Origin of the sequence: Phyllobacterium sp. SYP-B3895 (assembly GCF_009647635.1) — a bacterium.
In the GTDB taxonomy this organism is placed as follows: domain Bacteria; phylum Pseudomonadota; class Alphaproteobacteria; order Rhizobiales; family Rhizobiaceae; genus Phyllobacterium; species Phyllobacterium pellucidum.
Map to the genome: position 1 here is coordinate 358,969 of NZ_WJIG01000001.1, position 12,253 is coordinate 371,221.

Here is a 12,253-nt window from a genome sequence, read left to right on the forward strand (position 1 = left end):
ATCCCTGTCGTTCCTTGGGGACTCAAATAGTGCAGTTGGGACCAAACGCCAATGATCATTTGCACGGAGCAGACCCGGCGGCGCCGAATCAGAGCTGTGTCACCATGCGGTGCGAGCCAGGATGGATCATGCGAACGAAAGTGATTGGCTTTTGCGGCAGGTAGGTCAGGCGCTCGATGACGAAGACGGGATCGTTCACGCCAAGATCGAGCATTTCGGCTTCGTCCGGGTCGGCGAGCCCAGCATGGAACACGATTTCCGCCTGCGAAAACGGCGAGTGGGTAACAAGCCATTCGTTCGGGCTGACGGTCTCGAAAGTCTCGTGGCGAATGGCCGGCACTGCATCCAGATTGGTCCAGCGGTCCTCATACTGGTAGGGCTTTTCATCGGAAAGGTGCAGACAGCGCACATGCAGCATGTCCTTGGCCTTGGTGATGCCAAGGCGCATCGTCACGCATGCGGGCGCCTTTTCCACCACATTGGAAACGAGGCGAAACTGATAGGTGCCGCCCTTGTTCTCGATCTCCTGGCGCACGATCGGGATGACGAAACGTGCCTCGCGCATCGGATGCAGCGCAACACGCGTGCCGGCCTTGCGCTTGCGCACCAGAACGCCGCCGCGCGCAAGTTCCTGCAGCGCCCGGTTTACGGTGGCGCGGGCGCAGCCAAACTCGACGGCAAGCACCTCCTCGCCGGGTATCAGCGCGCCGGGCGCCCAGACACGCTCGGCAATGCGGCGCGCCATCTCGGCCTTGATCGCATGGAACGATTTGCGCGCGGTTGCCGTCACACTCTCTCCAGAATCGACGCGAGGCGCGCCTTGTAGGCTTTAAATATCGAAGCGCGATCGCGATGCCTGCCTTCGCGCACGACGTGGCGTCCGGCCGACCAGACGTCGCTTACCGCATCTCTGTCGCCAGCAAATATCCAGCCGTCAAGCAGCCTGTCGCCGGTAAGGCCTAAAACCGCTGCGTTATCAACATCAAGGGCAATCATATCCGCCCATTTGCCAACTTCAAGGCTGCCACTCGCCCGCCCGAGTGCCTGAGCTCCGCCCAGCAACGCGGCGTCGTAAAGCGTGCGGCCGCAGGATTTTCCGTCGCGCGAAAGCGTGACGCGCGAAACGTCGCGCAGACGCTGGCTGTATTCGAGCTGGCGCAGCTCCTCGGAAGGCGCAATACGAATATTGGAATCGGAGCCGGTGCCGAACCGTCCGCCAGCGTTCAGATATTGGACGCCGTTGAAAATGCCGTCGCCAAGATTGGCTTCGGTGATCGGACACAGGCCGACAACCGCGCCGCTCGCCGCGACGCGCAGCGTCTCGTCCTCATTCATGTGGGTCGAATGGATGAGGCACCAGCGCTCGGCGACGGGCAGATGATCAAGCAACCAGCTCATCGAGCGCTGGCCATAGGCGGCTTCGACTTCCTGAAGTTCCGGTATCTGCTCGGCAATATGGATATGGAAGGGAACGCCCGGAAAATGCTGTTCCAGCGCCTTCAAATCGCGTTCGTTCACGGCGCGGATGGAATGCGGCGCGACGCCGAAACCGGCATCGGGGCTGACGCTGGCCGCAGCTTTCTTTGCCTCTTCAGCCAGCGGCACATAGCGGTCGAGCTGGTTTCCGAACCGAAGCTGACCGCCGGCAAGCGCACGGCCGTCGACGCCGCCCTGCATATAGGCGACCGGTAAAATCGTCAGCCCGATGCCGGTTGCGCTGGCGGCGGCGGCAATGCGTTCCGACAATTCCCCGAGCTTTGCATAAGTCGCACCGCCGGGCTGATGGTGCACATATTGAAACTCGGCGACACTGGAATATCCAGACTCCAGCATTTCGACGAAGGCGAAGGCGGCAATCGCCTCAATATCCTCAGGATCGAGAATATCGAGAAAGCGATACATGACTTCGCGCCACGTCCAGAAGCTGTCGCGCCCGGCTGGGCTGCGTGCCTCCGACAAGCCCGCCATGGCGCGCTGAAAGGTGTGACTGTGCAGGTTGCTTTGCGCGGGAAGCAAGGCATCGACGGTATAAGCGCCTGATTCTGCGATAGTTTCCGGCGTCACCGACGCGATGCGTCCGCTCGCGTCGACGCGGATGAGCACGTTGTTTTCCCAGCCATTGGCCGTCAGGGCCCTGCGCGCAAAAACTGATTTCGTGGCCTCGCTCATTTCTTCTCCTGCACCCGATTGACATAATATGTATATACATAATAATGGTATGAGCAAGACCATAATGGGACACGGCCAACGCCAATGAGAAAAATCCTTTCGGGACTTCGCATCGCAACGCTGGAAGACATCGGAGCGCCTTACGGCTTGATCGAGGATGGCGTAATCGGCGTCGAAGGCGACCGCATCGCCTGGGTTGGCAAAGACGTTCCGGGCGACTGGAACAATGTAGAAATCGAGGATTTCGGTGGCAGGCTGGCAACCCCGGCGCTTGTCGATTGTCACACCCACCTCGTTTTCGGCGGCAACCGTGCCCGCGAGTTCGAAATGCGCCTTGAAGGCGCAACCTATGAGGAAATCGCGCGCGCCGGTGGCGGCATCGTGTCGTCGGTCAAGTCAACCAATGCGCTCAGCGAGGATGAACTGGTGGCGCAAAGCCTGCCGCGCCTCGACACGCTGCTGGCCGAGGGGATTTCGACGATCGAGATCAAATCCGGTTATGGCCTGAATATCGAAGCCGAACTCAAGATGCTGCGCGTTGCGCGCAGGCTCGCGACGCTGCGCCCGGTCCGGATCAAGACGAGCTATCTCGGCGCGCACGCCGTGCCGCCCGAATACAAGGGACGCTCGGATGATTACATCGCCGAAGTCGCCCTGCCGGGTCTCGAAGCGGCGCACGCGGAAGGACTGGTCGATGCGGTGGACGGTTTTTGCGAAGGCATCGCCTTTTCGCCGGCACAGATCGCGCGCGTGTTCGACAAGGCCAAAAGTCTTGGCCTGCCTGTGAAACTTCATGCCGAGCAATTGTCCAATCTCGGCGGCGCAAAGCTTGCGGCATCCTACGGCGCCCTGTCGGCCGACCATCTTGAATATCTCGACGCCGAGGGCGCCAATGCCCTGGCCGAAGCCGGTACCGTTGCCGTGCTCCTGCCCGGCGCCTTCTACGCCCTGCGCGAGGAACGGGCTCCTCCCTTAAAGTTGCTACGAGAAGCGGGCGTACACATCGCCGTTGCCACCGACTGCAATCCCGGCACGTCGCCGCTCACCTCCTTGCTTCTGACGATGAACATGGCGTGTACTCTGTTTCGCCTCACCGTCGAGGAAGCACTCGCCGGCGCAACCCGCGAGGCAGCGCGCGCACTCGGGCTTCACAACGACATCGGCACGATCGCGCCCGGAAAACGGGCCGAGATTGCGATCTGGAATGCAGAGCAACCGGCGGAGCTCTGTTACCGCATTGGCTTCAACCCGCTTCACCAGCTCTTCTTGAAAGCGTAACCATGACCGTTGTTCTCCACCCCGGCTCCGTGCCTATTTCAGTATTGGAAACCATCTATTGGCAGGGCGAGGCCGTACGGCTGGACCAATCGTTCAAGGCCGGGATCGAGGCTGCAGCGGCACGCATCGCCGAGATTGCGCGGGGCAACGCTCCCGTTTACGGGATCAATACCGGCTTCGGAAAGCTTGCCAGTATCAAGATCGATGCGGCTGATGTGGCGACCCTGCAACGCAACCTCATCCTTTCCCATTGCTGCGGCGTCGGCAATGCGCTGCCCGAAAACATCGTGCGCCTGATCATGGCGCTGAAGCTGATCTCGCTCGGTCGCGGCGCTTCCGGCGTCCGTCCCGAACTCATCAGCCTGATTGAGGGAGTGCTCGACAAGGGCGTCATCCCCGTCATTCCGGAAAAGGGCTCGGTCGGCGCATCGGGCGATCTCGCTCCGCTCGCGCACATGGCCGCAGCCATGATCGGCGAAGGCGACGTCGTCTTTGGCGGCGAGCGGATGCCGGCAGGCGATGGCCTTGCCAAGGCCGGGCTGAAGCCCGTCGTTCTTGCCGCCAAGGAAGGGCTTGCCCTGATCAACGGCACCCAAGTTTCCACCGCGCTCGCCCTTGCAGGCCTGTTCCGTACTCACCGGGCTGCCCAGTCCGCTTTGATCACCGGAGCGCTCTCGACCGACGCGGCCATGGGCTCGTCCGCGCCGTTTCACCCTGATATCCATACCTTGCGCGGGCATCGCGGCCAGATCGACACCGGGGCAGCGCTTCGCCGCCTCCTCGAAAATTCACCGATCCGCGAAAGTCACATCGAAGGCGACGAGCGCGTGCAGGATCCATACTGCATCCGCTGCCAGCCGCAGGTTGACGGGGCGTGCCTCGATCTCTTGCGCATGGCCGCGCGCACGCTCGAAATCGAGGCCAATGCCGTCACCGACAACCCGCTGGTCCTCAGCGATGGTTCCGTCGTCTCGGGCGGCAACTTCCATGCTGAGCCGGTCGCGTTCGCGGCGGACCAGATCGCGCTTGCCATCTGCGAAATCGGCGCGATCGCCCAGCGCCGCATCGCATTGCTGGTCGATCCAGCCTTGAGCTATGGCCTGCCGGCATTTCTTGCGCGCAAACCCGGCCTCAACTCCGGATTGATGATCGCAGAGGTCACCTCCGCTGCGCTTATGTCGGAAAACAAGCAGATGTCGCATCCGGCGTCGGTCGATTCGACGCCAACGTCGGCCAACCAGGAAGATCACGTTTCCATGGCCTGCCATGGAGCCCGCCGGCTTCTGCAGATGACGGACAATCTGTTCTCGATCATCGGCATCGAGGCGCTGACGGCGGCGCAAGGCATCGACCTGCGCAGCCCGCTCGCAACCAGCCCGGAACTCACCCGCGCCCACGGCGTTATCCGCTCAGCGGTGCCGACACTTGACGACGACCGCTATATGGCGCCGGACCTTCAGGCCGTAAGCGAGCTTGTTGCCTCAGGCGCACTGAACGCCGCGATTTCGGCCGAAATTCTCCCAGTTCTGGATACGCGTCTATGAGCATTGTCGAGGTCAAACAGGGATCGCTGCCGATCATCCTCGGATTTCCGCACACAGGCACGGATGTGCCTGCCGAAATCTGGTCGCGTCTCAACGAAAACGGACAGCGTCTCGCCGACACCGACTGGCATGTGGACCAACTTTATGATGGCCTCCTGCTAGGCGTCTCGACCGTCAGGGCGACGTTCCACCGCTACGTCATCGATGCGAACCGCGATCCTGCGGGTGGCAGTCTCTATCCAGGCCAGAACACCACGGCGCTCATTCCGGAAACTGATTTCGACGGGAAAGCCATCTGGCGCGACGGCGAAATGCCGACGTCAGCCGATACGAAGCTGAGGCTCGACCAGTTTCATCGCCCTTATCATGAGGCCCTGTTTGAGGAAATCCAGCGGGTGCGCAAGACGCATGGGCTGGCCATCCTCTACGATTGCCACTCCATCCGCTCGCATATCCCGTTCCTGTTTGCAGGGAAGTTGCCGGATTTCAACATCGGCACCAATGAGGGCACAAGCTGCTCGCCGGAAATTGCCTCTGCGGTTGGCCGCATTGCTTTTGCCGCCCGCGGCTACGACGCCGTGATCAATGGCCGCTTCAAAGGCGGCTGGACGACACGCCATTATGGCAAGCCCTCCTCAAATATTCACGCCATCCAGATGGAGCTGACGCAATCGTCGCATCTTGCGACCGAAGCGCCACCCTTCGACTACGACGAAGGCAAGGCCGAGAAGTTGCGCAGGCATCTCAAGGACATACTCGAAATCATCGCACAGACCGCCATTAAACTGGGGAGCAAGTAATGAACAATCCGAGGCACAATATCCGGGAAATCCGCAGTCCCCGGGGCAATGAGCTCAACACCAAATCCTGGATGACCGAAGCGCCCCTGCGGATGCTGATGAATAATCTCGATCCGGACGTTGCCGAGAACCCCAACGAACTCGTCGTCTACGGCGGCATTGGCCGCGCTGCGCGCACCTGGGACGACTTCGACAAGATCGTTTCGACGCTGAAGACCCTCAACGAGGACGAAACGCTGCTCGTCCAGTCCGGCAAGCCCGTAGGCGTATTCAAGACGCATTCCAACGCGCCGCGTGTTCTCATTGCCAATTCAAATCTGGTGCCGCATTGGGCGACCTGGGATCATTTCAACGAACTCGACAAGAAGGGTCTCGCCATGTACGGGCAGATGACCGCGGGTTCGTGGATCTACATTGGCACGCAGGGCATCGTGCAGGGTACCTATGAAACCTTCGTCGAGGCCGGCCGGCAGCATTATGACGGCAACCTCAAGGGCAAATGGATTCTCACGGGCGGCCTTGGCGGCATGGGCGGCGCACAACCGCTCGCCGCGGTCATGGCCGGCGCCTGCTGCCTCGCCGTCGAATGCAATCCGGATTCGATCGATTTCCGCCTACGCACCCGCTATGTCGACGCCAAGGCGGAGACGCTCGACGAGGCGCTGGAGATGATCGATCGCTGGACCAAGGCCGGCGAAGCCAAATCGGTTGGTCTTCTTGGCAATGCCGCGGATGTTCTACCGGAACTCGTACGTCGCGGCGTACGGCCTGACATGGTGACCGACCAGACCTCGGCGCACGATCCGATCAACGGTTATCTGCCCAAGGGCTGGACCCTTGCCGAATGGCGTGAGAAGCGCGAGAGCGACCCAAAGGCCGTCGAAAAGGCCGCGCGGGCCTCCATGCGCGTGCATGTGGAAGCCATGCTCGCGTTCTGGAACCAGGGTATTCCCACGCTCGACTACGGCAATAATATCCGGCAGGTCGCCAAGGATGAAGGCCTTGAAAACGCCTTTGCTTTCCCCGGCTTCGTGCCGGCCTACATCCGTCCGCTCTTCTGCCGCGGCATCGGTCCGTTCCGCTGGGTCGCCCTGTCGGGTGATCCGGAAGACATCTACAAGACGGACGCCAAGGTGAAGGAACTGACGCCAGGCAATACGCATCTGCACAACTGGCTCGACATGGCACGCGATCGCATCGCCTTCCAGGGGCTGCCGGCGCGCATCTGCTGGGTCGGCCTCGGCGATCGCCACCGCCTCGGCCTTGCCTTCAACGAAATGGTGCGAAACGGCGAACTGAAAGCACCAATCGTCATCGGCCGTGATCACCTCGATTCCGGTTCCGTTGCTTCGCCGAACCGCGAGACGGAAGCGATGAAGGACGGGTCGGACGCCGTCTCCGACTGGCCGCTGCTCAATGCGCTCCTCAACACCGCGTCCGGGGCGACCTGGGTTTCGCTTCACCACGGCGGCGGTGTCGGCATGGGCTATTCGCAGCATTCCGGCATGGTGATCTGCTGTGACGGCACGGACGATGCCGCCGAGCGGATCGGCCGCGTGCTCTGGAACGACCCGGCCACCGGCGTCATGCGCCATGCCGATGCGGGCTACGAGATCGCAATCGAATGCGCCAAGGAAAAGGGCCTTAACCTGCCCGGTATCCTCGGCTGATGCGTATATTACGCGCCGGCGTCCATAAGCGCATGCCATGGAAGAATGGCGCCGGCGTTACCACTGAGATCGCCATAGCGCCGGAAGGGGCTGCAATCGACGGCTTCGATTGGCGCATCAGCATGGCGAAGGTGCCGGATACCGGCCCCTTTTCCGCCTTTTCCGGCATCGACAGGGTACTGGCGGTGCTCGACGGCGCCATGAATTTGCAAGTTGGCGCCGGCACGCCCGTGAAACTGGACTCAACTTCGCCGGCAATACCGTTTCCCGGTGATATTCCGACGCGCGCCGATGTCATCGAGACGGTAACCGATCTCAACGTCATGTTGCGCCGCGGCCGTTTTACCGCCCGTGTTACACTGCTCGAACGCCAGGAGCTGACAGCGGAAGCCAAGGAAACATTTCTGCTGCTTCGCTCAAAAGCTGCGTTGCACACGGGCGAGACCGTCGAAATCGACGATGCGATCCACCTTGCTCGCGGTGAAACGCTGGCCTTCGTCCGCAAACCCGAAAGTTGCTGGCTGATCGAGATCGACGCCTCCTGATTTCATTGTCGCTTTGCCGCATAGATTTTGAGCTGACGCTGATGTATTTGATTGGCTCGAACTGGAATCGGGGCGTTGATGCGCGGAATTTGGCACGACTGGCGAACGGCATTGCGCATACTTTGCGCCATTGCGCTCGTATGCGTTACCTTCGCGCATAAGCCGGTTGCCGCCGAGGCCCAGCCAATCGATCTTGCTGCCTATACGCTTCCCGACGGCACCGTTCCTGTCCTCTGCCTCCCCGGCAGCGGCGGCGAGGACAACCACAAGAGCGTCTGGCATGGCACGGGCTGCGAAGCGTGCCGGCTGGCCGCATCGTTCATCCTGGCTATTCCGCCATTTGTATCGGAAGCGAAATTCCAGCCCGCGCAATCGATAGCGATAGCGCGCAAATCGATCCTGATCGCGCGCAGCCTCTATCCGCCTTCGGCACCACCGCAAGCCCCACCTTTCGCCTGACACAGTTCGTGCCGTAGGGCACGTCACGACGGCCTGCGTTTGCAGTTCGTCATGCTTTATCGTCAGACGATTGGATTACCAATGACCATTTCGAGCGTGGCTTCCGCGAAGCCCAATACAATTAGCCTATCCCTTTACCGGGCCGTGTGGCGCTGGCATTTCTTTGCCGGCCTGCTGGTCATCCCCTTCATGCTCAACCTCGCCATCACCGGCGGCCTTTATCTGTTCAATGACGAGATCGACAATACGGTCTTTGCCTATCGCAATGTCGTCGAGCCGACGGGGACCGCTCTTGCGCCGTCGCTCTTGACTGAAACCGCCAAGGCAGCCGTGCCGGGCTCCAAGGTCCTGCGCTATCGCGCGCCGACCGAGCCGAGCAAGTCCGTGCGCGTCATCGTTGGCACGAAAGCCGGAAAAACCTACGTCTTTCTCAACCCATATACCGGCGCGGTTCTCGGCACGGTTGCAGAGAAGGAAGAGTTCAACTGGGTCGACAAGAAGATCCACAGCCTCGAATATTTCGGCCTCCCCTTCAACCGTATCGTCGAAGCGGTGGGCGGGCTTGCCCTCATTCTCGTCGTCACCGGTTTCTACCTCTGGTGGCCGCGCAAACAAACCGGCGGCGTCGTCAGTGTTCGCGGCACACCGCAGAAGCGCGTGTTCTGGCGCGACCTGCATGCCGTGACCGGAGCTGGCGCAGGGGCGCTGATCTTCTTCCTTGCGATCTCCGGCATGCCCTGGTCCGGCTATTGGGGCGATAAAGCCAACTCCGTCCTTGCCAATGCCGGCCTCGGTTATCCGACCCAGCTTTGGGACGAGGTTCCGAGTTCTGAGGTGCCGACCAAGGATGTCCTGACCAATGCCGGCTGGACGGTCGAAAACGCGCCAGTTCCTACATCCTCGCCGAGCAGTGCTTCGCCGGTAGGTCTCGACAGCATCGTGGCGTCGGCCAACGCGGCTGGCCTGACCCCGGGATTCGAGGTGTCGCTGCCCTCAGGCAAAACCGGCGTCTACACCGCTGCGATCTTCCCAGACGATATCGCAAAGCAGCGGACCATTCACTACGACCAGTACAGCGGCAAGCCCCTCATCGACCTGAAATTCGGCGATTATGGCGCGGGCGCCAAGGCGATGGAATTCGGCATCGGCGTTCACATGGGCCAGTATTACGGGGTCGCCAACCAGATCGTCATGCTCATGACCTGCCTCGCCATCGTCCTGACCTCGGTGACCGCTGTCGTCATGTGGTGGAAGCGCCGCCCGTCCGGTCGGCTGGGCGTGCCGCCCATGCCCACGCAGAAAAGTGTTTTCGCTGTCCTGACCCTTGTGATCCTTGGCTTCGGCGTACTCTTTCCCCTCACCGGGTTCGCCATTCTCGCAATGTTGATCCTGGATCAGTTGCTCACGCGCATACCCTCGCCCCTCAAACGTGTATTCTCTTGAAATCCGAAGTGGAGACCCATTCCATGAAAACACTATCAACAATTGCCGCGGCGCTTCTCGTGTCCGCTTCCTTCGCCCTCACAGCGGCCGCCCATGATCACTCGGCAATGCAGGCTGGCACGGAAATGACTGACGGCGGCGCGATGGAGCCGGTGAAGGCCGGCGACCTCACCTTGAGCGATGCCTTCACTCGCGCCACTCTGCCCGGAGCCAAGGTTGGCGGCGGCTACGTGACGATCGCCAACGGATCGAAGGAAGCCGACCGCCTTATCGGCGGCTCCACGCCCGTTGCGGAGCGGGTCGAGGTTCATGAAATGAAGATGGATGGCAGCGTCATGAAGATGCGCCAGCTGAAGGAAGGCCTCGAAATTCCGGCTGGCGAGACGGTAAAGCTGGCGCCGGGCGGCCTGCACCTCATGATGATGGGCTTGAAATCGCCGCTCAAGGAGGGCGACATGGTTCCTGTTACCCTGGAGTTCGCCAAGGCCGGCAAGGTGGACCTGCAATTGATGGTCGGCGCGGCCAACGCCACCGACATGGGACACTGAAATGGGAATTCGGCTTCTGCGCTATGGGCTGTGGGCGGCTATTGCCGTCCTCTCCCTTTTGCTGGTCATCACCTATGTCAATACCCGTCTTGGCAGCCAATCTGCGGGGGTGAAACTCGGCACGCCCTTCAACCTCACCGACCAGAATGGAGCGCCCATCACCGAAGCCGCATTCGAGGGCCATCCAAGCGTGCTCTTTTTTGGCTTCACGCATTGTCCCGAAGTTTGCCCGACAACGCTTTTCGAGATGTCGGGGTGGCTGAAGGACCTTGGCGAAGAGGGCAAGGACCTGCGGGTTTTCTTCATCTCCGTCGATCCGGAGCGTGACACGCCGGATGTCATGAAAGGCTACACCACGGCGTTCACCGACAGGATCACCGGCATTACCGGCAAGCCGGGCGAAATCGAGAAAGTGCTGAAAGCATGGAAGATTTACGCTCGCAAGGTGCCGACCGAGAACGGCGACTACACGATGGACCATACGGCCTCGGTAATCCTGCTCGATCGCGATGGAAGACTGAAGAGCACGATTGACTACAAGGAGAGCAAGGACGTCGCCCTCAAGAAGTTGCGCCTGCTCATCGAAAGCTGATGAGACGTGATTTCTCGTCGCGCTTTTCTGGCCCGGCGAGAAACCCTGCCACAGGAAGACCGTTCCATATTTTGTGGCGTTTGTAACAATTGTATACTAAAACACTCATAATTTCCTAGAATAATTCTAACCTATTGATATTTTTAATAGTTTTAAAGATTTAGTGTTTGACTTTATCAGGTTCGCCAGCCTTTATGCGAACTGGCGCGAGGTGCGCCGGCATCCCACGGATGCATCCCTTTGATGTCTGGGCCTTGAACCCTTTCGATTGGAGGACCTTATGATTGGTCTTTTTCTACCACGCCTGCGCGTGGTTTCCCTGCTGCCACGGCAGCAACTGCTTTTATCCTCCAGTCCGAAGCGGCTGGCCGATATTCTTCCAGGTCGCCGCAGAGGCTCTTTCGCTGCAACACGCAATCACGAAAGGGCAGGCGATGTATCCGCATCTGACTGAATCTAATGGCGGCAACGGCTGTTATTTCGACCGAACTCCGGAGAAGCTCGTTCTCGAAGGTTATCGCCGTTGGACTGCGGGCTTCGAAACCGGATCGGTAATCGCCTGGGAGATGGCTTTCGGTCTCTACAGCGAGCTCCTCGGCAGCCGCAACGGCAATCGGGCGCTGTCGGAACTATCGTATTTCATCCGCACCTTGCGTCATTGCGCACTGTGCCCGTTGAAGACATTTCCATTCGGTTCGCACCATGTATGCCGGGAGGAATGCCTGACTTTGGGCCTGATCGCGGGCTTACAAAATTGTGACATGGTTGCGGCCAGAACTTGCCTCAATGCCATGGCATGTCCTTCCCGTCAGGAGGATGTGGAGAACGCTGCGATCACCTTTGCCGAAACGCTGGTCGAATTGGACCAGGTGCTTTTGCCGATACCGAAATTCGCAATCGACGACATTATTTCGCGCCCGCAGCGCGCGAGCCTGCACTAAAGGGACGAGACAATGATCATCAGTTCACGGCTGGAACGCCGCCTTTCCATCACTGCGACTGCGCTTCTGACGGCAGCCGCCTTCGCCATGCCGATCAAGACCCGGACATTCACTGAAAGCCGGCCATCCGCAAACTATGTGAATGTCGCCGAGGCCGGGACGATCGACAGAACCTACCGCGACCACGGCAGGGCGCGGCCTCGTTAAGAGTGGTTCGGCCCCGTGAATTGCGGGGCCGCTCCCGTAAAGTCCGGCATCCCGTTA

13 protein-coding genes are annotated in these 12,253 nt (G+C 60.4%); 11 read left to right on the forward strand and 2 right to left on the reverse strand.

The genetic code is table 11. The annotated features are described in order from the left end of the window. Positions 1–88 precede the first annotated feature (88 nt). On the reverse strand, positions 89–790 hold the full coding sequence (locus GF108_RS01765; RefSeq protein ID WP_370462045.1) for a GntR family transcriptional regulator: 702 nt from the start codon (positions 788–790) through the stop codon (positions 89–91). Next, positions 787–2,169 carry a formimidoylglutamate deiminase gene (locus GF108_RS01770; RefSeq protein ID WP_153666634.1) on the reverse strand — a complete coding sequence of 461 codons (1,383 nt, stop codon included), beginning with the start codon at positions 2,167–2,169 and terminating at the stop codon, positions 787–789. Before GF108_RS01770 ends, GF108_RS01765 begins: the two co-directional genes overlap by 4 nt. 84 nt (positions 2,170–2,253) lie before the next feature. Here GF108_RS01770 and hutI point away from each other — a divergent pair, with 84 nt between their 5' ends. From hutI to GF108_RS01825, 11 genes are all read left to right on the forward strand, one after another. After that, positions 2,254–3,447, forward strand: a complete 1,194-nt coding sequence (gene hutI / locus GF108_RS01775) for an imidazolonepropionase (RefSeq protein WP_153666635.1) — start codon at positions 2,254–2,256, stop codon at positions 3,445–3,447. A 2-nt stretch (positions 3,448–3,449) separates the two neighbouring features. After that, positions 3,450–4,991 carry a histidine ammonia-lyase gene (gene hutH, locus GF108_RS01780; RefSeq protein ID WP_153666636.1) on the forward strand — a complete coding sequence of 514 codons (1,542 nt, stop codon included), beginning with the start codon at positions 3,450–3,452 and terminating at the stop codon, positions 4,989–4,991. Continuing rightward, complete coding sequence (gene hutG / locus GF108_RS01785; protein ID WP_153666637.1) at positions 4,988–5,791, forward strand: N-formylglutamate deformylase; 804 nt, start codon at positions 4,988–4,990, stop codon at positions 5,789–5,791. Before hutH ends, hutG begins: the two co-directional genes overlap by 4 nt. Continuing rightward, entirely contained in the window at positions 5,791–7,461 is a 1,671-nt protein-coding gene (gene hutU, locus GF108_RS01790) for a urocanate hydratase (protein WP_153666638.1), read from the forward strand. The genes hutG and hutU overlap by 1 nt, the downstream gene beginning before the upstream one ends. Beyond that, on the forward strand, positions 7,461–8,006 hold the full coding sequence (locus GF108_RS01795; protein WP_153666639.1) for a HutD family protein: 546 nt from the start codon (positions 7,461–7,463) through the stop codon (positions 8,004–8,006). The genes hutU and GF108_RS01795 overlap by 1 nt, the downstream gene beginning before the upstream one ends. A 78-nt stretch (positions 8,007–8,084) precedes the next feature. After that, a complete protein-coding gene (locus tag GF108_RS01800) occupies positions 8,085–8,465 on the forward strand; it encodes a hypothetical protein (RefSeq protein WP_153666640.1) in 381 nt (126 codons plus the stop codon). Positions 8,466–8,546: 81 nt separating this feature from the next. After that, complete coding sequence (locus GF108_RS01805) at positions 8,547–9,908, forward strand: PepSY domain-containing protein (RefSeq protein ID WP_153666641.1); 1,362 nt, start codon at positions 8,547–8,549, stop codon at positions 9,906–9,908. A gap of 23 nt (positions 9,909–9,931) precedes the next feature. Then, entirely contained in the window at positions 9,932–10,456 is a 525-nt protein-coding gene (locus GF108_RS01810; RefSeq protein ID WP_153666642.1) for a copper chaperone PCu(A)C, read from the forward strand. Between the two features lies 1 nt (position 10,457). Beyond that, positions 10,458–11,048 carry an SCO family protein gene (locus tag GF108_RS01815; RefSeq protein ID WP_153666643.1) on the forward strand — a complete coding sequence of 197 codons (591 nt, stop codon included), beginning with the start codon at positions 10,458–10,460 and terminating at the stop codon, positions 11,046–11,048. 434 nt (positions 11,049–11,482) lie between these two features. Beyond that, positions 11,483–11,989, forward strand: coding sequence for a hypothetical protein (locus tag GF108_RS01820; protein ID WP_153666644.1), 507 nt, complete (start codon positions 11,483–11,485; stop codon positions 11,987–11,989). A gap of 12 nt (positions 11,990–12,001) precedes the next feature. Then, positions 12,002–12,196, forward strand: a complete 195-nt coding sequence (locus GF108_RS01825; protein WP_153666645.1) for a hypothetical protein — start codon at positions 12,002–12,004, stop codon at positions 12,194–12,196. Positions 12,197–12,253: the final 57 nt, after the last annotated feature.